Origin of the sequence: Burkholderia arboris (genome assembly GCF_038723655.1) — a bacterium.
Classification (GTDB): domain Bacteria; phylum Pseudomonadota; class Gammaproteobacteria; order Burkholderiales; family Burkholderiaceae; genus Burkholderia; species Burkholderia arboris.
The window spans coordinates 954,669-975,630 of sequence record NZ_CP109821.1; the positions used below are offsets into that span (position 1 = coordinate 954,669).

Annotated in this window: 25 protein-coding genes and 1 tRNA gene; 16 read left to right on the top strand and 10 right to left on the bottom strand. The window is 67.6% G+C overall.

Annotation, left to right across the window (positions count from 1 at the left end; translation table 11 throughout):
* Positions 1-147: 147 nt before the first annotated feature.
* The 3 genes from OHZ10_RS04480 (at position 148) to OHZ10_RS04490 (ending at position 1,962) form a co-directional block, all read left to right on the top strand.
* Positions 148-474, top strand: coding sequence for a YkgJ family cysteine cluster protein (locus OHZ10_RS04480; protein WP_226196932.1), 327 nt, complete (start codon positions 148-150; stop codon positions 472-474).
* Positions 471-1,052, top strand: coding sequence for a DUF1439 domain-containing protein (locus tag OHZ10_RS04485; protein ID WP_059235712.1), 582 nt, complete (start codon positions 471-473; stop codon positions 1,050-1,052). Before OHZ10_RS04480 ends, OHZ10_RS04485 begins: the two co-directional genes overlap by 4 nt.
* Positions 1,053-1,131: 79 nt before the next feature.
* A complete protein-coding gene (locus OHZ10_RS04490) occupies positions 1,132-1,962 on the top strand; it encodes an undecaprenyl-diphosphate phosphatase (protein WP_174994386.1) in 831 nt (276 codons plus the stop codon).
* Positions 1,963-2,055: 93 nt separating this feature from the next.
* Here the strand turns inward: OHZ10_RS04490 and trmB are convergent, their stop codons facing one another.
* From trmB to OHZ10_RS04505, 3 genes are all read right to left on the bottom strand, one after another.
* A complete protein-coding gene (gene trmB, locus OHZ10_RS04495) occupies positions 2,056-2,823 on the bottom strand; it encodes a tRNA (guanosine(46)-N7)-methyltransferase TrmB (protein WP_059235706.1) in 768 nt (255 codons plus the stop codon).
* 348 nt (positions 2,824-3,171) lie between these two features.
* A complete protein-coding gene (gene uraD, locus OHZ10_RS04500; protein ID WP_342703758.1) occupies positions 3,172-3,699 on the bottom strand; it encodes a 2-oxo-4-hydroxy-4-carboxy-5-ureidoimidazoline decarboxylase in 528 nt (175 codons plus the stop codon).
* A 149-nt stretch (positions 3,700-3,848) separates the two neighbouring features.
* Positions 3,849-4,787, bottom strand: a complete 939-nt coding sequence (locus OHZ10_RS04505) for a LysR substrate-binding domain-containing protein (RefSeq protein WP_256085644.1) — start codon at positions 4,785-4,787, stop codon at positions 3,849-3,851.
* A gap of 378 nt (positions 4,788-5,165) precedes the next feature.
* Between OHZ10_RS04505 and OHZ10_RS04510 the strand changes: the two genes are divergently transcribed.
* The 5 genes from OHZ10_RS04510 to OHZ10_RS04530 all read left to right on the top strand — a co-directional run bounded on the left by OHZ10_RS04510 (position 5,166) and on the right by OHZ10_RS04530 (position 8,603).
* Positions 5,166-6,506: an MFS transporter gene (locus OHZ10_RS04510; protein ID WP_174994301.1), complete on the top strand. Its 1,341-nt coding sequence runs from the start codon at positions 5,166-5,168 to the stop codon at positions 6,504-6,506.
* Between the two features lie 2 nt (positions 6,507-6,508).
* On the top strand, positions 6,509-7,030 hold the full coding sequence (gene uraH / locus OHZ10_RS04515; protein WP_174994302.1) for a hydroxyisourate hydrolase: 522 nt from the start codon (positions 6,509-6,511) through the stop codon (positions 7,028-7,030).
* A gap of 46 nt (positions 7,031-7,076) precedes the next feature.
* Positions 7,077-7,412, top strand: coding sequence for a hydroxyisourate hydrolase (uraH, locus tag OHZ10_RS04520; protein WP_059235698.1), 336 nt, complete (start codon positions 7,077-7,079; stop codon positions 7,410-7,412).
* A 23-nt stretch (positions 7,413-7,435) separates the two neighbouring features.
* Positions 7,436-7,903 carry a nucleoside deaminase gene (locus OHZ10_RS04525; RefSeq protein ID WP_059235696.1) on the top strand — a complete coding sequence of 156 codons (468 nt, stop codon included), beginning with the start codon at positions 7,436-7,438 and terminating at the stop codon, positions 7,901-7,903.
* Between the two features lie 367 nt (positions 7,904-8,270).
* The gene (locus OHZ10_RS04530; RefSeq protein WP_059235694.1) at positions 8,271-8,603 is read left to right on the top strand and encodes a hypothetical protein; all 333 of its coding nucleotides are present in this window, start codon (positions 8,271-8,273) and stop codon (positions 8,601-8,603) included.
* A 243-nt stretch (positions 8,604-8,846) separates the two neighbouring features.
* On the opposite strand, the gene OHZ10_RS04535 is transcribed toward OHZ10_RS04530, so the two are convergent.
* Positions 8,847-8,921: transfer RNA gene (locus OHZ10_RS04535), tRNA-Gly, on the bottom strand.
* 300 nt (positions 8,922-9,221) lie between these two features.
* Between OHZ10_RS04535 and OHZ10_RS04540 the strand changes: the two genes are divergently transcribed.
* Together OHZ10_RS04540 and OHZ10_RS04545 are read left to right on the top strand one after the other, a co-directional pair.
* Positions 9,222-9,566: a cupin domain-containing protein gene (locus tag OHZ10_RS04540; RefSeq protein ID WP_059235692.1), complete on the top strand. Its 345-nt coding sequence runs from the start codon at positions 9,222-9,224 to the stop codon at positions 9,564-9,566.
* Positions 9,567-9,849: 283 nt separating this feature from the next.
* Entirely contained in the window at positions 9,850-11,016 is a 1,167-nt protein-coding gene (locus OHZ10_RS04545) for an enolase C-terminal domain-like protein (RefSeq protein WP_059235690.1), read from the top strand.
* Positions 11,017-11,019: 3 nt separating this feature from the next.
* Here the strand turns inward: OHZ10_RS04545 and OHZ10_RS04550 are convergent, their stop codons facing one another.
* The 3 genes from OHZ10_RS04550 to OHZ10_RS04560 all read right to left on the bottom strand — a co-directional run bounded on the left by OHZ10_RS04550 (position 11,020) and on the right by OHZ10_RS04560 (position 13,150).
* Entirely contained in the window at positions 11,020-11,649 is a 630-nt protein-coding gene (locus OHZ10_RS04550) for a LysE/ArgO family amino acid transporter (protein WP_340623878.1), read from the bottom strand.
* A 107-nt stretch (positions 11,650-11,756) separates the two neighbouring features.
* The gene (locus OHZ10_RS04555) at positions 11,757-12,098 is read right to left on the bottom strand and encodes a DMT family transporter (RefSeq protein WP_342703765.1); all 342 of its coding nucleotides are present in this window, start codon (positions 12,096-12,098) and stop codon (positions 11,757-11,759) included.
* 122 nt (positions 12,099-12,220) lie between these two features.
* The gene (locus tag OHZ10_RS04560) at positions 12,221-13,150 is read right to left on the bottom strand and encodes a LysR substrate-binding domain-containing protein (RefSeq protein ID WP_059235685.1); all 930 of its coding nucleotides are present in this window, start codon (positions 13,148-13,150) and stop codon (positions 12,221-12,223) included.
* Positions 13,151-13,320: 170 nt separating this feature from the next.
* Here OHZ10_RS04560 and OHZ10_RS04565 point away from each other — a divergent pair, with 170 nt between their 5' ends.
* The 3 genes from OHZ10_RS04565 to scpB all read left to right on the top strand — a co-directional run bounded on the left by OHZ10_RS04565 (position 13,321) and on the right by scpB (position 16,734).
* The gene (locus OHZ10_RS04565) at positions 13,321-14,643 is read left to right on the top strand and encodes an MFS transporter (protein ID WP_059235683.1); all 1,323 of its coding nucleotides are present in this window, start codon (positions 13,321-13,323) and stop codon (positions 14,641-14,643) included.
* A 61-nt stretch (positions 14,644-14,704) separates the two neighbouring features.
* Positions 14,705-15,928 (top strand): CaiB/BaiF CoA-transferase family protein, encoded by a 1,224-nt coding sequence (locus OHZ10_RS04570; protein WP_342703768.1) that lies wholly within the window; start codon positions 14,705-14,707, stop codon positions 15,926-15,928.
* Positions 15,925-16,734 (top strand): methylmalonyl-CoA decarboxylase, encoded by an 810-nt coding sequence (gene scpB, locus OHZ10_RS04575; RefSeq protein ID WP_342703770.1) that lies wholly within the window; start codon positions 15,925-15,927, stop codon positions 16,732-16,734. Before OHZ10_RS04570 ends, scpB begins: the two co-directional genes overlap by 4 nt.
* 32 nt (positions 16,735-16,766) lie before the next feature.
* On the opposite strand, the gene OHZ10_RS04580 is transcribed toward scpB, so the two are convergent.
* The 3 genes from OHZ10_RS04580 to OHZ10_RS04590 form a co-directional block, all read right to left on the bottom strand.
* Positions 16,767-17,309: a chromate transporter gene (locus OHZ10_RS04580; RefSeq protein ID WP_340623880.1), complete on the bottom strand. Its 543-nt coding sequence runs from the start codon at positions 17,307-17,309 to the stop codon at positions 16,767-16,769.
* Positions 17,306-17,917, bottom strand: coding sequence for a chromate transporter (locus tag OHZ10_RS04585; RefSeq protein WP_256085654.1), 612 nt, complete (start codon positions 17,915-17,917; stop codon positions 17,306-17,308). The genes OHZ10_RS04580 and OHZ10_RS04585 overlap by 4 nt, the downstream gene beginning before the upstream one ends.
* 114 nt (positions 17,918-18,031) lie before the next feature.
* On the bottom strand, positions 18,032-18,787 hold the full coding sequence (locus tag OHZ10_RS04590) for a DeoR/GlpR family DNA-binding transcription regulator (protein WP_342703774.1): 756 nt from the start codon (positions 18,785-18,787) through the stop codon (positions 18,032-18,034).
* Positions 18,788-18,868: 81 nt separating this feature from the next.
* Between OHZ10_RS04590 and OHZ10_RS04595 the strand changes: the two genes are divergently transcribed.
* From OHZ10_RS04595 to OHZ10_RS04605, 3 genes are all read left to right on the top strand, one after another.
* On the top strand, positions 18,869-19,468 hold the full coding sequence (locus tag OHZ10_RS04595; protein WP_174994310.1) for an NUDIX domain-containing protein: 600 nt from the start codon (positions 18,869-18,871) through the stop codon (positions 19,466-19,468).
* Positions 19,465-19,845 carry a DUF4406 domain-containing protein gene (locus OHZ10_RS04600; protein ID WP_342703776.1) on the top strand — a complete coding sequence of 127 codons (381 nt, stop codon included), beginning with the start codon at positions 19,465-19,467 and terminating at the stop codon, positions 19,843-19,845. Before OHZ10_RS04595 ends, OHZ10_RS04600 begins: the two co-directional genes overlap by 4 nt.
* Positions 19,846-20,030: 185 nt before the next feature.
* Positions 20,031-20,954, top strand: a complete 924-nt coding sequence (locus OHZ10_RS04605) for an SIR2 family NAD-dependent protein deacylase (protein ID WP_342703777.1) — start codon at positions 20,031-20,033, stop codon at positions 20,952-20,954.
* Positions 20,955-20,962 lie beyond the last annotated feature (8 nt).

Consider the following 20,962-nt stretch of genomic DNA (forward strand, 5'->3'; position numbering starts at 1 on the left):
CTTTTTAGATGCTTTCGAGTATATAAACGCGCGATTCGGCTGCATTGTGTAATAACGTCGCAGCCGGCGATGGCACAATGCGGGGTGGGGCTGCCGGACACCGCGTCCGGTTGCCGCACCGTTTGTGTTGTTTGTCGAGAGAGCCGAGTGTCCGTCGAATTGCCTGTCCGCCCGGCGCCCGCCGATGTTCCGCCGCACGCGTGCCGCGAGGGCTGCGGCGCGTGCTGCATCGCGCCGTCGATTTCCAGCCCGATTCCGGGCATGCCCGGCGGCAAGCCGGCCGGCGTGCGTTGCGTGCAGCTCGGCGACGACCTGCGCTGCATGATCTTCGGCCGGCCCGAGCGCCCCGCGTGCTGTTCCGGGCTGCAGCCGTCCGCCGACATGTGCGGCGCGTCGCGCGACGACGCGCTCGCATGGCTCACGCGCCTCGAGGCCGCGACGCGGCCGGCGCATCCAGGAGAGAGTTCAGCATGACCGCACCCCGCGCGCCCGGCCGGCGCCGTTTTCTCGCCGCAACCATCGGCGCCGTCGGCGTGTGCATCTCGCTTGCCGCCTGCGCGTCGACGTTCCCGTTCATCCCCGATCACTACACGTTCTCGCGCGGCGACGTGCAGAAGGCCGTCGGGCGCAAGTTTCCGTACCAGAAGACGGTCGCGCAGGTCGTCGACGTGGCGCTCGCGAACCCGGCCGTCAACCTGCTGCCCGACCAGAACCGCGTCGCCGTGCAGCTCGACGCGCATTTCACGAGCCCGTTCCTGCGTGCGCCCGTCAGCGGCAAGTTCACGGTGTCCGGCCAGCTCGCGTACGACGCCCCGAGCCGCTCGGTCGTGCTGAAGGCGCCGGCCGTCGACAGCCTCGTGCTCGACGGCGACGCGCAGATGTACGCGCAACAGGTCGGCGCCGCAGCCGGCCTGCTCGCGACGCAGTTGCTGACCAACTATCCGATCTACACGTTCAAGCCCGAACAGCTGCAATTTGCCGGGGTGAACTACGAACCCGGTACAATTACGATTCTTACAAACGGCATACGCGTGGCGATCGTCGAAAAGTGACGACGGACCGGGCGCGGCCGGGCGGGCCGCGCGTGGAAGAGTGGCCCTTTCTTTCGACCATTTCGGAGTTGGGCCACGGATGGACTGGATCCTGATCTGCAAGGCATTGATCCTCGGCGTCGTCGAGGGGCTGACGGAATTCCTGCCGGTGTCGAGCACCGGTCACCTGATCGTCGCGGGCAGCTTCCTGAATTTCAACGATTCGCACGCGAAGACCTTCGACGTCGTGATCCAGTTCGGCGCGATTCTCGCGGTTTGCTGGGAATACCGGCAACGGATCGCATCCATCGTGTCCGGGCTGCCGAGCCGGCCCGACGCGCGGCGCTTCACGCTGAACGTCGCGATCGCGACGATTCCCGCGATCGCGCTCGGCCTCCTGTTCGAGAAGAAGATCAAGGCCGTGTTGTTCTCGCCGGTGCCCGTCGCGTTCGCGCTCGTCGTGGGCGGCGCGATCATCTTGTGGGCCGAGGCGCGGCAGCGCGAACGCCGCGAGCCGCCGCGCGTGATGTCGGTCGATGCGCTGACGCCGCTCGATGCGTTGAAGGTCGGTATCGCGCAGTGCTTCGCACTGGTGCCCGGCATGTCGCGCTCGGGCTCGACGATCATCGGCGGGATGCTGTTCGGTCTCGACCGGCGCGTGGCCACCGAATTCTCGTTCTTCCTCGCGATCCCGATCATCTTCGGCGCGACGCTCTATGAAACCGTGAAGGACTGGCAGGCGTTCACCGTCGATTCGCTCGGCCTGTTCGCGCTGGGGCTCGTCGCGGCGTTCGTCAGCGCCTTCGTGTGCGTGCGTTGGCTGCTGCGCTACGTCGCGACGCACGATTTCACGGTGTTCGCGTGGTACCGGATCGCGTTCGGGCTGTTCGTGCTGCTGGTCGGTTATAGCGGCTGGCTGAACTGGGCGTAAGGCCGGCACGGAGGCCGCTGCGTCTCCAATGAAAAAAGCCCGATCGGCAGAGGCCGGTCGGGCTTTTTTTTATCCCGCGCGGGGCGGTGCGATTCAGCCTGCGCGCTTGCGGAACACCAGGTCCCACACACCGTGGCCGAGCCGCAGCCCGCGCCGTTCGAACTTCGTCACCGGACGGTAGTCGGGGCGCGGCGCATAGTCGGCAGCCGTGTTCTCGAGCGTCGGTTCAGCGCCGAGCACTTCCAGCATCTGCTCCGCATAGTTCTGCCAGTCGGTCGCGCAATGCAGGTAGGCGCCCGGCTTCAGGCGCGATGCGAGATGCGCGACGAGCGGCGGCTGGATCAGCCGGCGCTTGTGGTGGCGCGCCTTGTGCCACGGATCGGGGAAGAAGATGTGCACGCCGTCGAGGCTTTCCGGCGCGAGCATGTGCTCGAGCACCTCGACCGCGTCGTGCTGGATGATGCGGATGTTCGGCAGATCCTGCTCGCCGATCAGCTTCAGCAGCGCGCCGACGCCCGGCTCATGCACTTCGACGCCGAGGAAATCGTCGCCCGGACGATGCGCGGCGATTTCCGCGGTCGATGCGCCCATCCCGAAACCGATCTCGAGAATGCGCGGTGCCTTGCGGCCGAACACGGCATCCCAGTCGGGCATCTCCGGCGCATACGGGACGACGAAGCGCGGGCCAAGGTCGTCAAGCGCACGGCGCTGGCCGGTCGACACGCGGCCGGCGCGCGTCACGAAACTGCGGATGCGGCGGTGGTGCAGCGGGTTGACTGCGTCGGCGCCTTCGGCGGCTTCGTCGGGAATGGCGTCGTCGTGCGGCGGCAGGCCGGCTTCGTTCGGATCGTCGTGCATCATCGGTACAGAGAAAGGCTCGGTTGCGGGCGAGGGCATCGGGCGCGCGGGACGCGCCTGCGCGGTACAAAAAAGCCGCCTTCGACGAGGCGGCTGGGCGCGCGGTTGCGGAACGTGGCGACGGGAGCGGCGATACGCCGTCAAGCCGTTGATCCTGAAGGATTTCCCGTTCAGCCAACCGGAAAGAGCCGGATTATGGACTGGTTTGATCCGACTGGCAAGGTTGCGGCGGGCGGCGGCCGCGCTGCCGCTGGCCCCGGGGCCGACGCGCTCCGGGTTGGGGCCATATGGAGAGAGGGCCGACGCGCATGCCGCTTCGGCCCTCGTTTCAGCGAACGGATGCGTTGCGCGTCACGCGACGCGCGCGTCGAGCCGGCGGCGCGTGATTGCCTTGATCTGGTTCAGCGCGTAGTCGAGTTCGAATGCGGTTTCGCGCGACGTGCGGCTCTCCAGTTCGAAGAAGATGCCGGCCTTCGTGTAGTGGCGCACGCAGATGATGAACGGGAAGCCGTGCTGCTCGCGATACGCACGGTTCATCCGCTGCAGGCGGATTTCCTCGTCGTCGGTCAGTGCATCGAGGCCGGCGCTCGTCTGTTCGCTGACCGATGCATGCGTCAGCCCGCCGCCGCGCACCGCCTGTGCAGACAGTTCGGGGTGGCGATCGAAGAACGCCTTTTTCGCGTCGATGCCGCGCGCGCGGATGCTGGCCATCATCGCGTCGTGCAGTGCGTCGACCGAAGCGAACGGGCGCGCGGCCCATGCGTCTTCGGCGATGTCCGGCGAGTGCTCGAAGATGTCGCCGAGGGCTTGAACGAACTGATCCTTCGCCATCGCGTTGATCGCGGCGAGCCGGGTGGTGTCGAGTGGAGTCGAGGACATCGTCTGTAGGAACCTTCGAGCGGGAATGGAGGTTCCGAGTATAGGAATCGCACCGGTGCGACCAGAAGTGGGCAAGTCCTATTGGCCGTATACCAGCCGGGGCATCGGCCCCGCACGTCGGCGGTTCCGGGCCCGCGTCGCCGCGCGCGTCATGCGGCGCCGGCAATCGACGTCAGCCGCTCGCCGCTGTCCGACAACAACCCGCGCAGCCACGCATGCGCCTTCGAGCGATGCTTGTTCGGATGCCAGAGCACATAGAAGCGCATCAGCGGAAAGTTGAACGGCGCCGGGCGGATCAGCAGCGGCAGGCGGCGCGCGTAGTACGCCGCGAAATGCCGCGCGGTCGTCAGGATCAGGTCGGACTCGCTGACGAGGTACGGCGCGAGACTGAAGTAAGGGCAGGACATCTGACGGCCGCGGCTCAGGCGCAATGTCGCGAGTGAACTCTCGACGACGCCGCGCTGCGAGCTCGAGTAGGGCAGCGGCACCAGGTGCGACGCATCGATATAGCTTTCCGCGGTGAGCCTGCCGGGCTTCGCGAGCGGATTGTCCTTCGACATCAGGCACACGATTTCGTCCTCGAGCAGCACGTTCATGTGCAGGTGCTCGGGTGGCGTCGGCCAGTTGCCGATCACGACGTCGACCTGTCCTTCGGCGAGCGCCTTCTCGTAGTCGTATTCGGTGCCCATCGGCAGCGTGACGAGCTTCGAGTTCGGCGCGTGCTGGCGGAACCGCCGCGCCAGGTCGGCAAAGAACGGCGGCGCGAGGTAGTCGGGCATCGCGATCGTGAACGTGCGGTCGGAGCGCTGCGGATCGAAGGCGTCGTCGGCGCTGAACATCTTGTCGAGCGCATTGAGCGCGACCCGCGCGTCCTGCGCGAGCTGCAGCGCGCGTTCGGTCGGCACCATCTCGTTCTTCTCGCGCGTGAGCAGCGGATCGTCGAACAGCTTCCGCAAGCGTTTCAGGGCGCTGCTGAGCGCGGGCTGCGACTGGTTCAGCCGGATCGCCGTGCGCGACACGCTGCGTTCCTCGACGAGCGTACACAGCACGCGAAGCAGGTAGGTGTCCAGCGGATCGTCGTGGCGCATGGTGATTCCGGGTTCGTTGAGCGGCTCCACTTTGCCGTCGAGTGCCGAACGGCGTCAACGGGGCGCGGCGGGTGGCGGAGCGTCCGCGCGGCCGTCGTGCGACGGGCGGGCGCGCCGCCGATGCCGCTGAAACGGCCGCCACGCTTGACGTGCGACGCCCCGCGAAGCGATACGGGGCGGCCTGCAGCGCGGTTTGCTATGGGGCCTATAACAACCCGAGCCTGTCTGCTGCCGGACCCCTGCGATATGGTCGGGCTTCACAACAAGATCACGGCCTGGCAAGCCGCCGACGCACGACCGGATTGCTGCGCAGCGTGGCGGCGACACGGGCGGTCGCGTCGCCGGCCCAGGACGGTCGAGTCATTACAGGAGACAACTGTGTCCGTCACGGAACAGCATTCGTCAGTCTATTCGTCGGCCGAGCCGACGCTTGAAGAGCGCGTCTATCGCAAGGTGTCGTGGCGTCTTCTGCCGTTTCTCTGCGCACTGTGGGTGCTCGCGTGGCTGGATCGCGTGAACATCGGTTTCGCGAAGCTGCAGATGCTCGATACGCTCAAGTTCAGCGAGGCCGTCTACGGGCTCGGCGCCGGCATCTTCTTTCTCGGCTACTTCTTCTTCGAAGTGCCGTCGAACGCGCTGTTGCAGAAGATCGGCGCGAAGAAGACCATCATGCGCATCACGATCGGCTGGGGGATCATCTGCATCCTGCAGTCGTTCGTGAAGACGCCGACGCAGTTCTACCTGCTGCGCTTCCTGCTCGGCGCATTCGAAGCCGGCTTCTATCCCGGCATCATCCTGTACTTGACCTACTGGTATCCGAGTTCGCGGCGCGCAAAGGCGTTCGGCACGTTCATGTCGGCGTCGGCGATTGCCGGCGTGCTCGGCGGCCCGCTCGCCGGCAGCATCATGACGTCGCTCGACGGCTCGCACGGCTTCCACGGCTGGCAATGGCTGTTCGTCATCGAGGGCATCCCGTCGGTGCTGGCCGGGGTCGTTGCGTACTTCTACATGACCGACCGGCCCGAGCAGGCGAAGTGGCTGTCCGTCGCCGAGCAGCAGGTCGTGCGCAACGTGCTGGACACGGACAAGCGCGAGCTCGGCGAGCGCGGCCACGACTGGCGCACGCTGTTCCGCAACCCGAAGGTGTGGCTGATGATCGCGATCTTCTTCTGCCTGCTGTGCGCGAATTCGGCGCTGACGTTCTGGATTCCGACGATCATCCGCGACTCGGGTTTCGGTGCCACCGTGGTGATCGGCTGGATCGCCGCGCTGGCCTACGTGTTCGGTGCTGCCGGGATGATCCTGAACGGCGCGCGTTCCGACCGGAGCAAGGAAGTGCGCTGGCACTTCGCGATACCGTCCGGCTGCGGCGCGCTGGCAATGGCAGCGATGGCCGTGCTGCTCGGGATGCCGGGCGTGGCGCCCGCGTTCACGATTGCCGCGATGATCATCGCGCTGGCCGGCACGATGAGCGCGATTCCCGTGTTCTGGCAGTTGCCGAACCTGTATCTGGCCGGCAGCGCCGCGGCGATCGGCGTCGCGCTGATCAATTCGGTGTCGAACCTGGCCGGCTTCGGTGCGCCGTATGTGCTCGGGCTCGTCAAGAGCGCAACCGGCAGCCTTGCACCGGGCCTTTACCTCGTCGCGGCGATCGAGCTGATGGCCGCCGTGCTGGTCGTGACCGGCATCGCGCATGCCCGCAAGTCGAAGGAGTCCTGATCATGAGCGAATTCATCAAGCGAGAGCGCCGGCAGTTCGTGATGGCGTCGATGGCCGCCGCCGGCGGCATGCTGCTGGCCGGCCGCGCACAGGCTGCGACGCCGCTGGCGGCGCAGGGCGATGCGCTGAAACCCGCGCAGGCGGCCGATCCGGTCTCGCAGCATGGCGCGAGCCCGCGCCTGACCATTCACCTGCTCGATACCTACCACGGCGCACCCGCGGCCGGCATGCACGTCGAGTTTTCGCGGATCGAGAAGGGCGAGGCCGTGCCGATCCGCAAGGCCGTCATCAACCCGAACGGGCGGACCGATGAGCCCCTGCTGATCGGCGACACGTACGTGGCGGGCGATTACGAGCTGCTGATGCAGGTCGACGATTACTTCAGGATGAAGGGTGCGCGGCTGCCGTCGCCGTCGTTCCTGACGCAGGTGCCGATCCGCTTCCGCGTCACCGATGCATCGGTGCGGCTGCACCTGCCCGTGCAGTTCGGGCCGTGGAATTACACGTACTACCGCGGCAGCTGAGCGGCAGGTTCATTCCGGATCCCTCGACCCGAATTGGAGCAAGCGAATGGCAGGCATCAGCACCCATGTTCTCGACCTGACGACCGGCAAGCCGATCGGCGGCGTACCGATCGAACTGTACGACCTGGGCGTCACGCCGCCCAGGTTGCTGAACCGGACGGTCAGCAACGCGGACGGGCGCACCGACGCGCCGATGTTGCGCAGCGAAGCGGCGCGCGCCGGGCAGTTCGAGTTGCGTTTCTCGATCGGTGCGCACTTCAAGGACGCGAGCGCGCTGTCCGACGTCGTGCCGGTCCGCTTCACCGTATTCGATCCGGCACAGCACTATCACGTGCCGCTGCTCTGCTCGCCGTGGTCCTTCTCGACGTACCGCGGCAGTTGATCTCACCTGAATGGAGAAGTGCCATGTCTCAAACCGATACCTACCTCGTCGACTCGATCCGCCTCGCGATGGAGAACGTGCGCGAGCGCAAGACCTGGCCGTTCGGCGCCGTGCTCGTCCGTGACGGCAAGGTGCTCGCGCGTTCGGTCAATGAAGTGGAGGCGACGTGCGATCCGAGCGCGCATGCCGAGATGCAGGCCGTGCGTGCCGCGAGCAAGGCGCTCGGCAGCACGGATCTGGGCGGCTCGGTCATGTATGCGAGCGGGTATCCGTGCTCGATGTGCCTGTCGGCGATGTATCTGGCGGGCGTCAGCGAGGTGTATTACGCGTACTCGAACGAGGAAGGCGAGCCGTACGACCTGTCGGCCGCGCGCGGGTATGTGGAGATCGCGCGTCCGCTGGAAGAGCGCGAGATGAAGCTCGTCCATCGCCGTGCGCGCGATGAAGGGCCGGACCTGTACGAGGCCTGGCAAGCAGTGCACGGTCGCTGAAGGACGGGCTCGCACCACGCAAGGTTGATCGGTGCTGGCGCTAACGGCGCACTCCCCGGCACCGGTTTTGGGACATGCTTTCCTGGTGAGGGAAGGGGTGTCCTTTTTTTCTTTGGGCGGTTCGGGATTGTTCGGGCGATTGAGTAGAATCGCTGACGCAACCGGCATGACCGGATGCGCGAGACGCGTGCGCAACGTGATGACAATGAACAGTGCGCGTTTCGTTCGATTGCTCGCGGCCAGAATGACAAGAGGCGATGACGGCCGCCATGACGCTTCATGTTCCGCATGTGGTTGCTCCGGCAACGATGGTGAGAGATGACGCGTGGGCATGATCCACGACCAATGGCCTTTGGGGAGAAAAGCCATGAGTGAAACAACTTCCGGACGTCGCAAGATCGGTAGCGGCCCGGCGACGCTCGCGCTCGCCGAGTGTGCGATTGCCGGCATCGTCGGCATTTCGATCTTTAATAATCCGGATGCCTTTGCCGGGGCGTCGGGGTTCGGCGCGATCGGGACTGCGCTGGCTGTTGTCGTCCTGTGCTGCATCGTTTCGCTCGGCGGTCTCGTCTGGGCGATCGGTGCGCTGCTGAATGCCGATCGCGATGCCGGAGCGAGTGCGATGCCGGCGTATTGCGCGATCGTGCTTCATGGCCTGCTGTGCTTGCCCCTCCTCATCGTGATGTTGCGGGCGGCATGAGGTAGGCGTTGCGCGCACGGGGCGGCCTTCGCACGTCGTTGGACGAGGGAGGCTGGAGGTGTGTTGCGGATGGAGCAGCAGGCGCCGGACTTTCCATTGCGGGCTACCGATCCGCAGATCTTGCGACGGGCGCGCGAAGGAGATGCCCCCGTGGCACACATTCAGGATCGGTTAGCGCTGGAAGAGGGGCAGTGACTGCCGGAGAACCCTGCAAGCCTTGTGTGGCGAGGGTTTGAGATGGTGTGGAGCGGGCGATGGGAATCGAACCCACGTCATCAGCTTGGGAAGCTGAGGTAATGGCCATTATACGACGCCCGCAGAACGCGTAATTCTACAGGGTTTGGCCGCGGTGTTGCAAGTGAGGCGTGTTGGCGGCTGGAAAACGGCTTCGCGCCCCCCGATGGCGCGCCATCTCGATACGCCGGCTACACGAGGAGGGCGGCACTGAAACGCGAGGCGCCATCGCGACACCTAGGCCGAACGAAACGCACCGCCGGCACGTTAGCACGCAAGCCCGTGTCGAAAATAGACGAGTCGGTGTCGGAAGCATACAAGTCCCGGCAACGCTTTCGAACTAACGTGACAAGCCTCATTTACGATCGTTAGTCTGGAGCTGATATGTCCGATTTCATCACCGTTCTGCGCGAAACCTGCCCGACGCCGGTCCTTGATGCGACCAAGTGGAAGCGCATCGGCGGCGATCCGCACACCGTGAACCTCAACGCGTACCTCTCCAAGGACGGCAGCAAGATCATGGGCACGTGGATCTGCACGCCGGGCAAGTTCGAGGTGAACTACGAGAAATGGGAGTACTGCCACTTTCTCGATGGCTACTGCATCATCACGCCGGAAGGCGAGGCGTCGGTGCACCTGAAAGCCGGCGACGTGTTCGTCATTGAACCCGGCATGAAAGGGACGTGGGAAGTGGTGGAGACGGTGCGCAAGTACTTCGTCTTCGCGTGAGCGGGCCGGTAGAGTCGATCCACGCTTGTCTTGGTCACCCGACACCCGCCCGGTTCACGGAGCAGGGAGGCAAGCAGGGGATTCCGCCTCAGTAAAACCCGATCCGGTTCGAAAACAGCTCGCCGAGCGTGGTTGCACGCTCGGCCGGTTTCGCCCCCTCTCGCGATCGCGCCCGGTGCCTGCAAGACATCGCGCAAGCGCCTATGATGCGACGATCCGCCCGTCGCACCGGCCGTCGCGTGCATGGCCTGCGAGCACCGCATGTTTTCCCGGAACCCCGACCATGCGCATCACCGCGATCCACGAGCAAGCGATTCCCGTGTCCCGCTATGCCGACCCGGCGATTCCATCCGGGGGCCTGACGACGAGCGTCGTCGCGGTCGTCACCGACGTCGTGCGCGACGGCCGTCCGGTGACGGGTTACGGCTACGCATCGATCGGCCGCTTCGCGCAGGGCGGCCTGATCCGCGAACGGTTCGCGCCGCGCCTGCTGGCTGCGGCCGGCACGCTCGCAGACGAATCCGGCACGAACCTCGACCCGTTCCGCGCCTGGCGCGCGATGATGGCAGGAGAAAAGCCCGGTGGACATGGCGAACGCTGCGTCGCAGTCGGCACGCTCGACATGGCGATCTGGGACGCCGCCGCGAAAATCGCCGACCTGCCGCTCCATCGCTTGCTCGCCGACCGGCTCGAACGCGCCGCCGCACCGCGCGTGCGCGTGTACGCGGGCGGCGGCTATCGTTATCCGCATGACGATCTCGCGCGCCTGTCCGACGAGATGCGCCGTATCGTCGATCTCGGCTACACGCACGCGAAGATCAAGATCGGCGGCGCGGATCTCGACCAGGACCGGCGCCGCATCGAAGTTGCTGCCGCGCACCTTGCAGGGGCTTCGCATCTCGCGGTCGACGCGATGAACACGTACGACGCGATGACTGCCCGCACGGCCGCCGAGAGCCTCGCGCCCTTCGATCTCTGGTGGTTCGAGGACATCTGCGATCCGCTCGACCTGCCGCTTCAGGCGGACATCGCCACGCGATACGCTTCGCCGATCGCGGCCGGCGAAGCGCTGTTCTCGCTGGCGGAAGCAAAGCTGCTCGACCGCTACGGCGGGTTGCGTCACGACCGCGACATGCTCGTGTTCGATCCCGTGCATTGCTACGGACTGCCGGGCTATCTGCAGATCGTCGATCACTTCGTGTCGCGCGGCTGGCGGCGCGACGCGTTCTGGCCGCACGGCGGTCATCTGTTCTCGCTGCACGTCGTCGCGGCGCTCGGGCTCGGCGGCGCGGAAGTCAGTCCGTTCGCGTTCCATCCGTTCAGCGGACTGGCCGATGGCGAAGCCGTCGACGCGGGATACGCGCGCGTGCCGCAGGCGCCTGGCATCGGTTTCGAACTGCATGGCAATGCACACGACACGTTCCGCACGATGTCGATATCCGGCCGCTGACACCTAAAGCGCATCGATCGCGAATCGAATCGCGAAGCCGAGCATCATCACGGCAACAAAGCCGTCGAGCACCCGCCACGCGAGCGTGCGAGCGAACCACGCACGGCACGCGCGTGCGCCATAGGCGAGCATCAGGAACCATGCGAGCGACGCGGTCATCGCGCCGATCGCAAACGGCGCGCGCGTGGACGGCGTGTGACTCACGATCACGGTACCGAGCAGCAGCACGGTATCGATCCACGCATACGGATTGAGCAGCGAAACGGCTGCGGTTGCCAGCACCGTGCGTGACAGCGTGGGCTCGCCGCTGCCGGCGCGTGTACCGTCGACATGCCCGGGCTGCCGTCTCACGATCGCCGAGCGCAACGCGAGCAGGCCGTAGCCGGCGAGATACGCGATACCGGCCCACAGCGCGGCCGACACCACGGCGGGATGCCGCGACAGCAACGACGACAATCCCTGCGCGCCGAGCGCGATCAGCAGTGCGTCGCTGCCCGCGCAGACAAGGGCAATAGAGAGCAGATGGGGGCTCGAGATCGAGCGCTTGATGACGAAGGCGTCCTTGGGGCCGACCGACGTGAACAGTCCGGCGCCAAGCAGCAGGCCTTCGATGAAGGCAGAGGTGTCGAGCACGAGCGGGCCGACAACCTCTTAAGCTGAACCGGTGATGGTTACGATGGGAGCAACGTTAAGGGGCGCCGGGGGGCGTTGTCAATGCCCCGCCGGGCGCCTGCGCATCGCTATCGCGTTGCCGCATCGCCGAGGTTGAGCGTGACGAGCGCGCAGACGGTCAGCGCGATGCCGGCGAGCTTCAGCGACGACACCGATTCGTCGAAGCAGACGATGCCGATCACGGCGGTGGCCGCCGTGCTGGCAGCGGCCCAGCTTGCATAGGCGAGCCCCATTTCGAGCCGCTTCGTCGCGAGCGCCATCAGCCACACGGCGCACGCATAGCAGACGACCGTGATCGCGGACGGCAGCGGGCGGGAAAAGCCGGCCGACAATTTCAGGCCGACGGAGCCGAGCACTTCGGCGAGAACACTGACGCCCAGCAGAAGCCAGGCAGACTGGAGCGGGGACACGAACGGCCTCCTTCCCCCGACGCTTGTACCGAGCGGCGAAGAGAAGTGGCAGTGTCAGCGGTACCCAGGTGGAAGGAGCTTAGTACGCGCGGCGGGGCCGCACAAGGTACGGGCGGCGCCGGTCACGCGCGATCGCCATTGCCGGCCGCCCATTCGGGCCGCTGCCCGAGCGTGTCGAACAGCCGGACGATCTCGGCCTTCACTTTCTGCACCGCGTTGCTGACGAGCGCGGTGTCGTGCCAGCACAGCGACAGGTCGCGCGCGAACAGGCGGTGCGCGACCGTCGACAGCTTGAGCTTGCGCTCCTCGATCTCGACGTGCGCGGCCGTCCACGGCAGGATCGTCACGCCGAGTTGCGCCATCACGGCCGCGAACAGCAGCCCGGTCGAACTCGCCTCGAAGCTGATTTCGTACGACAGCCCGGCCTCGCGCATCGCCCAGTCGACGCGGTTGCGGATCGTGTTCGGCGCGCTCGGCAGCACGAGCGGCATTCGCGCGATCGCATCGAGCGGCACGGGATCGTCCGGCACCTGGAATCCGGGCCACGTGATCAGGTACAGCGTTTCGGTCAGCAGCCGGTGGATCGCGATGCCGCGCGTGTCGACCGCATCGACGACGATCGCGAGATCGAGCCGCGTGCGTTCGAGCAGCGTGTCGAGATCGGCGCTCGGCGCCTCGATCAGCTCCAGCATGATGCCCGGATAGCGGTCGCGCACGGCGCGGGCGAGCGGAATGGCCAGCACGCGCGCGGTGCTCGACGGCATCCCGACCGTCACGCGGCCTTGCGGCGTTTCGGCGTCGCGGCGCAGCAGCTCGCGCGTGCCGTCGGCCTGGCGCAGCAGTTCGAGCGCGTGCTGATACAGCGTGCGGCCGGCGGCGGTGGGTGCGACGCCGCGCACGCTCCGCTCGAGCAGCTGCATCCCGAGATCCTGTTCGAGATTGCGCATCTGCTGGCTCACCGCAGGCTGCGCGACATGCAGCGCCTCGCTCGCATGCGTGACGTTGCCGCATTCGACGACCTTCACGAAATAGCGCAACTGTCTCAAGTCCATCGCCGCCGTCTCCCGATTCAAGCCATAAGCCAATCCGATCGAGCAAGATGAATATCATATTTTTCCGCGATCGATGGTGTTTCTATACTCGTCTCACAAAAGAGCCCGACTGCCGGCCATCCCGGACCGGACGCGGCGAACGTGCCGGCCCCGCCGGCAAGGAGACGAAGATGTTCAAGGCGATCGACGCGCCGGCGGCCGGCGCGAAGCCGCGGCGTACGCCGCTCACGCGCGAGCAGGTGAAGGGTTTCTGGGCCGTGTACGCGGGCTGGGTGCTCGACGGCGTGGATTCGGTGATCTACGCGCTCGTGCTGATTCCCGCACTGACCGAATTGCTGCCGGCCTCCGGTATCGCGGCGACGCCCGCGAATCTGGGGATGTACGGCTCGATCCTGTTTGCGCTGTTCCTGATCGGCTGGGGCTTGTCGTTCATCTGGGGGCCGCTTGCCGACCGCTTCGGCCGCGTGCGCACGCTTGCCGCGAGCATCCTGATCTACTCGGTGTTCACCGGCGCGGCCGCGTTCGTGCACGACGTATGGGCGCTGGCCGCGTGCCGGCTGATCGCCGGGATCGGCGTCGGCGGCGAGTGGGCGCTCGCGGGCACCTACGTCGCCGAGAGCTGGCCCGAAGACCGTCGCAAGATGGGCGCCGGCTACCTGCAGACGGGCTACTACTTCGGCTTCTTCATCGCCGCCTGCCTGAACTACACGATCGGCGCGACCTACGGCTGGCGCGCGATGTTCCTGTGCGGTCTTGCGCCCGCCCTGCTCGCGGTGTTCACGGTGATGCGCGTGAAAGAGCCGGGGCAGTGGCGCCGGCACGACGCGCGCGATGGCGACGTGGCCGACGCGCGGCGTGCGCATCCGCTGCGCGAGATCTTCGCGCCCGCGTTCCTGCGCCGCACGCTGACGAGCGCGAGCCTCGTCGGCGTCGCAATCGTCGGGCTGTGGGCCGGCTCCGTCTACGAGGCGAGCGCGGTCAGCACGCTGGCGGCGCGGGCGGGCATCGATCACGTCGGCGCGCTGCGGCTCGCGTCCATCGGCGCGGCGATCCTGTCGTGCGCGACGATCGCGGGCTGCCTGGTTGCCCCGTGGCTGTCGGAACGGCTCGGCCGGCGCACCGCGCTCGGCGTGTATTTCGCGGGGATGGCCGCATCGATCGTGTTCGCGTTCGGCTGGGCGTTCTACCAGCCGAACGGGCTCACGGCCTTCATGGTGTCGCTCGCGTTCCTCGGTTTCTTCGGCGGCAACTTCGCGATCTTCTCGCTGTGGCTGCCCGAGCAGTACCCGACGCGCGTGCGGGCCACCGCGTTCGCATTCAACGCATCGGTCGGCCGCTTCATCGGTGCAGGCGTGAACTTCCTGCTCGGCGCCGCGATTCACGGCTACGGATCGCTCGGCGTGCCGGTCGCGTGGACCGCGGCCGTGTTCGGGCTCGGCATCCTGATCCTGCCGTTCGCGGTCGAGACGCGGCATCAGACGCTGCCCGAATGAACGGCGCACGTCCCGTGTTCATATCCACGCCATACCCAGTCATCAATATCAGGAGTCCGGAATGCAGGCATTGAAGGGAATCAAGGTCGTCGATCTGAGTCGCGCGCTGTCGGGGCCGTTCTGCTCGATGGTGCTCGCCGATCTCGGCGCCGACGTGATCAAGGTCGAGTCGGGGCCGCACGGCGACATGAGCCGCACCTGGGGGCCGTTCGATCGCGGCGTGAGTACGTACTACCTGTCCTGCAACCGCAACAAGCGCGGCATCTGCGTGGACTTCCGGCAGCCGGCCGGCCTCGACGTCGTGCGGCGCCTGATCGCACAGGCCGACGTCGTGATCGAGAATTTCAAGGCCGGCACGATGGACGCGATGGGGCTCGGTTATGCCGCGCTGAGCGCGCGCGATCCGCGGCTCGTGATGGGCAGCGTCACCGCATTCGGCCCGCGCGGCCCGCTGCGCGACTGGCCGGGTTTCGACCAGATCGCGCAGGGCTATGCAGGGCTGATGAGCCTGACCGGCTTCCCGGACGGCGAGCCGACCCGCACCGGCACCGCGATTGGCGATCTCAGCTCGGGGATGTGGGTGGCAACCGGCGTGATGGCCGCGCTGTTCGAGCGCGAGCGCACCGGGCGCGGCCAGCATGTCGGCACGTCGTTGCTGGAAAGCCTCGTGTCGCTGCTGAGCGTGCACGGGCAACGCTACCTGAGCCTCGGCGACGTGCCGCGCCGCACCGGCAATGCGCATGCGGTGATCGCGCCGTACGGCGTGTTCGAGACGGCCGACGGCCCGCTCAACCTCGCGCCGATCACGACCGACATGTGGCTGCGGCTGTGCCAGTTGCTGGATCTGCCCGAGCTGCCGAACGATCCGCGCTTCGCGACCAACGATGCGCGCGTCGCGCACCGTGACGAACTGAAGGCGTTGCTCGAAAGCCGGCTGCGCACGCGCGGCAAGCGCGAATGGACGCAGCGTTTCGTGGAAGCCGGTTTGCCGGCCGGGCCGATCAATACGCTCGACGAAGTGTTCGACGATCCGCAGCTCGCGCATTGCGGGCTGGTCGAGCCGGTCGCCCATCCGACGCTCGGCACGCTGCGCCAGGTCGTCACGCCGCTCGGCGGGATGGGCGACGACGTGCCGGCGCCGCGCACGCGCCATGCGCCGCCGCTGCTCGGCGAGCATACGGTCGACGTGCTGCGCGAAGCGGGCTACGGCGACGATGCGATCGACGAACTGCTGGCCGCGCGCGCGATTTTCCAGGCGGAAGCCGTGACGGAGACCGTGCAATGACCGACATGACGAAACACGACAGCGCGTCGGCCGTGACGGTCGAGATGGTCGGCGAGCGGATTGCGCGCGTGCGGTTCGCGAATCCGGCGCGGCGGCATGCGCTCGACGCACCGTTGCTCGATGCGCTGGTCGCGTGCCTCGACGCGCTCGCCGGACACCGTCCGCCGCCCGTCGTGATCCTGTCGAACGACGGCAGCGGCGACGTGTGGAGCGCGGGGCACGACCTGCGCGAACTGGCCGACGATCGCGATCCGCTCGCATATGGCAAGCCGCTTGAACGCGCGCTGCGGCGTGTACGGACCTATCCGGGGGCAGTGATCGCGGCGGTGGCCGGGTCGGCGTGGGGCGGGGCGGTCGATCTCGTGATGAGTTGCGATCTTGTCGTCGCGGCGCGCGATGCGTGTTTCGCGATGACGCCGGCGAACATCGGCCTGCCGTATTCGACGAGCGGCCTGCTGCGTTTCTACGACAACCTGCCGATTCACGTGCTGAAGGAAATGTTCTTCTGCGCGCAGCCGCTCGACGCGGAGCGCGCCGCGCATCACGGGCTCGTGAACCGGCTGGCCGAGCCGGGCGGTGTCGACGACGCGGCGCTCGACGTCGCACGCACGATTGCCGCGAAGGCGCCGCTGGCCGTGCATGCGGTGAAAGAGCAGTTGCGCGTGCTGCAGGACGCGCGGCCGCTGCCTGCCGATGCGTTCGAACGCATCGCCGAGTTGCGCCGGCAAGCGTGCGAAGGCGCCGATTTCGACGAAGGGCTGCGTGCGTTCGCGGAGCGTCGCGCGCCGCAGTTTCGCGGCGCCTAGGCGTACCGGTCGCGCTGCGACGGCGGTGTGCGCTACACGCCGCCGAGTGCGTGCATGCCGACGAGCAGCAGCGCGCCGATCGCGATCAGCAGCAGCGCATGAAGGCGCGTGTAGATCACGCACAGCGTCGATGCAACCGCGATCGCGCGCGCGCCCCAGCCGCCGTCGAGCGCCTGCAGCAGCACCCACACCGACGCGAGGATCATGCCGGCCGCGACCGGGCGCAGGCCGGTTTCGAGCGCAATCTGCCAGCGCGCGCCCTGGTGCCGCCGCCACAGATGCGCGACACCGTAGATCAGGAAAGCCGTCGGGCCGAACAGCGCGAGCGTCGCGATCACCGCGCCCCAGAAGCCGGCCACCTGCCAGCCGATCAGCGTCGCCAGCAGCGAGCCGGGGCCCGGCGCCATCCGCGCGATCGCGAAGTCGTTCACGAATTGCGTGGCGGTCATCCAGTGATGGACGTCGACGACCTGCCGCTGGATATCGGCAATGATGGCCTGCCCGCCGCCGATCGTCGCGATCGACAGCGGCGCGAATACGCCGAACAGGGCGGCATAGCGCGCAGACGCGTTCATCGTGCGTCGCGCTCGGCCGATGTAGCGGCCGCGCGGCGGTATTCGAGCGCGACGCTCAGCGTGCCGCCGATCAGCACGGTCCACACGAGCGGCCAGTGCAGCACCGCAACCGACACGAACGTGAGCGCCATCACGGCGAACGGCAGCACGCGACGCGGCAGCCGGCGCACGGCGGTGATCGCCATCGAGATCGACAGGCCGATCGCCGCGGCCGCCGCGCCGGCGAGCGCGACGTGCGTGAGCGGAAAGCGCGTGAGGGTCGAGAACGCGACGCCGAACAGCACGATCAGCACGGCCGGCGGCGCGATGATGCCGGTGAAGCCGGCCACCGCGCCGCGCCAGCCGGCGAGGCGGTAGCCGATCCAGATCGCGAGGTTCTTCACGTTGACGCCCGGCAACGCCTGCGACAGTGCGAGGCCGTTGAGGAACGCCTCTTCGTCGAGCCAGCGCCGTTCGTAGACGAAATCGCGCATCATCCGCCCGCTCAGTCCGCCGCCGAAGCTGGTCAGGCCGATTTGCGTGAACGCGATGAACAGCGCGAGGATGCCCGGCGGCGGTGCGTCGCCTGCGGGCGGTGCCGGTGGAGTCGTGGCGGAGGGCGGGAGCATCGGGCGGGGAGCACGTGGCGATCGGGCGATCGCCCATGTTAGCAAGGGCTGCCTGTCAGCACGCTGACATGGGCTGGGCGCCGGCGCGACGACACCCGCAACCGGTTCGACGCATTAGGCGCGCACGACCGTCACGCCTGCCGCCTCGATCGGCTTCGTCAGCGCGGCTTCGGTTTCCTTTTCGACGACGATCGTCTGCGCGAGCGTGATCTCGCCGATCACGAATTGCGACGCCGCGCGCAGTTTCGATTGCGACGCGAGCACGACCGTCTCGGCCGCGCGTTCGGCCAGCGCGCGCTTGATCGCCGCTTCCTCGAAGTCGCCGGTGCTCAACCCGGCGACCGGATGGGCGCCCGTGACGCCCATGAAGTACAGGTCCGCATGAATGCGCGCGATGCCTTCCATCGCCGCCGCGCCGACCGCGACGATCGAATGCTTGTACAGCCGCCCGCCGATCAGGATCACGTCGATCGACGGATGCGCGGCCAGCGCGACCGCGACGCTCGGGCTGTGCGTGACGATCGTCGCGCGCAGGTCGGCCGGCAGCTGGCTGACGAGCAGTGCCGAGGTCGTGCCGCCGTCGACGATCGCCACCTGGCCGGGCGCGATCATCTCCGCCGCGCGCCGCGCGATGCGCCGCTTTTCCGCCGTCTCGAGCGTCTCGCGCTGCGCGAACGGCGCGACGGCCGGCGACGCCGGCAGCGCGCCGCCATGCACGCGCTGCAGCAGACCTTCGGCCGCGAGTTCGCGCAGGTCGCGACGCACCGTGTCCTCGGACACGCCGAATTGCGCGCTCAGTTCGACGGCCAGTACCTGGCCGTCGCGTGCGAGCGCATCGAGGATCGCCTTCTTGCGTTGGGTCGTCAGCATCGTGGTTGCACGAAAATTCTTGAAGTTGCACGAATCTGCACGTTACCATGGGCGCCGTCTTTTGTCGAACGGGAGGCTGCAATGGCTGCAACGCGTGACCGGGTGCGCATCGTCGATACGACGGTGCTGTCCGATGACTGGTATGTGCTGAAGAAGGTGACCTTCGATTTCCTGCGCCGCGACGGAACGTGGCAGCGCCTGAGCCGCGAGACCTACGATCGCGGCAACGGCGCGACGATCCTGTTGCGCAATGCCGGCACGGGCGACGTGTTGCTGACGCGGCAGTTCCGGATGCCGGCGTTCGTGAGCGGGCACGACGGCATGCTGCTCGAAGCGGCGGCCGGCCTGCTCGACGATGAGACCCCCGAAGTGCGCATCCGTGCGGAGGCCGAGGAGGAGACCGGCTATCGCGTGCGCGGCGTGCGCAAGGTGTTCGAGGCGTTCATGAGCCCGGGTTCCGTCACGGAGAAGCTGCATTTCTTCGTCGGCGAATACGATGCGTCGCTGCGCACCGGCGACGGCGGCGGCGTCGCGGAAGAGGGCGAGGATCTCGAGGTCGTCGAGATGCCGCTGCGGGCCGCGCTGGATGCGGTCGAGCGCGGCGAGATCGTCGATGCGAAGACGATCATGCTGCTGCAGTACGTCGCGCTGCGGGAAACCGCCGGCGCGCGCGCCGCATGACGCCGCGGCTCGTGCTGGTCGCCGGCCCCTATCGCAGCGGCACCGACGGCGACCCCGCGCGCATCGCCGCGAACCTGCACCGGCTGGAAGCGGCGGCGCTGGCCGTGTATCGGCGCGGGCACGTGCCGATGATCGGCGAGTGGGTGTCGCTGCCGCTTGCGGCCGCGGCCGGGTCGACACAGGTCGGCGACGCGATCGGCGAGGCGTTCCTGTATCCGGCCGCACACCGGTTGCTGCGCCGCTGCGATGCGGTGCTGCGTATCGAGGGCGCGTCGCGCGGGGCCGACATGGACGTCGGTCTGGCGCGGCAGCTCGGCAAACCGGTCTATTTCACGGCCGACGAGATTCCGGTCGCGCGGGACGATCCGGATAGCTGACCAGGATGGGCGGCGCCGGGCCGGCGCACCGCAGGCCGCGTTGCTGTATCGGCCGCTTGTCTGCATGGCAGATGACCGGACGAGCACGGCGTCGTGCCGCTGCATCGCGCATGCGGCGCGGCGCCCGAACGGGCGTATGATCGCGACGCCACTCGCGCACCGTTCGACGCTACCGCCGCCCCATCATGCCGTTCTCCGATCCCGCCGATCCCGCCGATCCCGCCGATCCCGCCGATCCCGCCGATCCCGCCGATTCCGCCGACGCCACTGCCGCCACCGCCGCGCCACTGCCCGCCGATCTCGTCGCATCCGCCGTCGACGCGCTCGCGCGCGCCGACGCATTGCTCGTGACGGCCGGCGCGGGTATCGGCGTCGATTCCGGGTTGCCCGATTTTCGCGGGTCCGACGGCTTCTGGCGCGCGTATCCGGCGCTGCACCACGCGCGTTTCGAATTCCACGAGATTGCGTCGCCGCATGCATTCCGTGCACGTGCGCCGCTTGCGTGGGGGTTCTATGGGCACCGTCTCGCGCTCTACCGCGCGACGGTGCCGCATGCGGGTTTCGCGATCCTGCGCCGCTGGATCGACGCGATGCCGAACGGCGGCTTCGTGCTGACGAGCAACGTCGACGGCCAGTTCCAGAAAGCCGGCTTCGATCCGGCGCGCATCGTCGAGATCCACGGGTCGATTCATGCGCTGCAGTGCCTGCGGCCGTGCTCGGACGACACGTGGGATGCGGCGCCGTTCGTGCCCGATGTCGACGAAGCCACGTGCCGCCTGGTCGGCGACATGCCGCGCTGCCCGTACTGCGGCGGCCTCGCGCGGCCGAACATCCTGATGTTCGGCGACACCGGCTGGCTCGGCGAGCGCTATGACGCGCAGGAACGCGCGCTGGAAGACTGGATCGCGCAGGCCGGGCGCGTCGCCGTGGTCGAGATCGGCGCGGGCACCGCGATTCCGACCGTACGCCTGCTGAGCGAACGGCTCGGTGCGGACGTGATCCGCATCAACGCACGCGAAGCGCATGCGCGCCGTTCGGACGTGATCGGGCTGAAGGGGAGCGCGCTCGCGACGTTGACCGCGCTCGATCGCGCGTGGCGCGGCGGCTGAGTCCCGCG

Coding starts and splice junctions, on each gene's coding strand:
- OHZ10_RS04485 (WP_059235712.1), top strand. CDS start 471: ATGACCGCACCCCGCGCGCCCGGCCGGCGCCGTTTTCTCGCCGCAACC.
- OHZ10_RS04525 (WP_059235696.1), top strand. CDS start 7,436: ATGTCTCAAACCGATACCTACCTCGTCGACTCGATCCGCCTCGCGATG.
- trmB (WP_059235706.1), bottom strand. CDS start 2,823: ATGATGCACGACGATCCGAACGAAGCCGGCCTGCCGCCGCACGACGAC.
- OHZ10_RS04530 (WP_059235694.1), top strand. CDS start 8,271: ATGAGTGAAACAACTTCCGGACGTCGCAAGATCGGTAGCGGCCCGGCG.
- OHZ10_RS04585 (WP_256085654.1), bottom strand. CDS start 17,917: ATGCTCCCGCCCTCCGCCACGACTCCACCGGCACCGCCCGCAGGCGAC.
- OHZ10_RS04505 (WP_256085644.1), bottom strand. CDS start 4,787: ATGCGCCACGACGATCCGCTGGACACCTACCTGCTTCGCGTGCTGTGT.
- OHZ10_RS04570 (WP_342703768.1), top strand. CDS start 14,705: ATGCAGGCATTGAAGGGAATCAAGGTCGTCGATCTGAGTCGCGCGCTG.
- OHZ10_RS04600 (WP_342703776.1), top strand. CDS start 19,465: ATGACGCCGCGGCTCGTGCTGGTCGCCGGCCCCTATCGCAGCGGCACC.
- uraH (WP_174994302.1), top strand. CDS start 6,509: ATGAGCGAATTCATCAAGCGAGAGCGCCGGCAGTTCGTGATGGCGTCG.
- OHZ10_RS04560 (WP_059235685.1), bottom strand. CDS start 13,150: ATGGACTTGAGACAGTTGCGCTATTTCGTGAAGGTCGTCGAATGCGGC.
- scpB (WP_342703770.1), top strand. CDS start 15,925: ATGACCGACATGACGAAACACGACAGCGCGTCGGCCGTGACGGTCGAG.
- OHZ10_RS04565 (WP_059235683.1), top strand. CDS start 13,321: ATGTTCAAGGCGATCGACGCGCCGGCGGCCGGCGCGAAGCCGCGGCGT.
- OHZ10_RS04490 (WP_174994386.1), top strand. CDS start 1,132: ATGGACTGGATCCTGATCTGCAAGGCATTGATCCTCGGCGTCGTCGAG.
- uraD (WP_342703758.1), bottom strand. CDS start 3,699: ATGTCCTCGACTCCACTCGACACCACCCGGCTCGCCGCGATCAACGCG.
- OHZ10_RS04580 (WP_340623880.1), bottom strand. CDS start 17,309: ATGAACGCGTCTGCGCGCTATGCCGCCCTGTTCGGCGTATTCGCGCCG.
- OHZ10_RS04540 (WP_059235692.1), top strand. CDS start 9,222: ATGTCCGATTTCATCACCGTTCTGCGCGAAACCTGCCCGACGCCGGTC.
- OHZ10_RS04545 (WP_059235690.1), top strand. CDS start 9,850: ATGCGCATCACCGCGATCCACGAGCAAGCGATTCCCGTGTCCCGCTAT.
- OHZ10_RS04590 (WP_342703774.1), bottom strand. CDS start 18,787: ATGCTGACGACCCAACGCAAGAAGGCGATCCTCGATGCGCTCGCACGC.
- OHZ10_RS04595 (WP_174994310.1), top strand. CDS start 18,869: ATGGCTGCAACGCGTGACCGGGTGCGCATCGTCGATACGACGGTGCTG.
- OHZ10_RS04605 (WP_342703777.1), top strand. CDS start 20,031: ATGCCGTTCTCCGATCCCGCCGATCCCGCCGATCCCGCCGATCCCGCC.
- uraH (WP_059235698.1), top strand. CDS start 7,077: ATGGCAGGCATCAGCACCCATGTTCTCGACCTGACGACCGGCAAGCCG.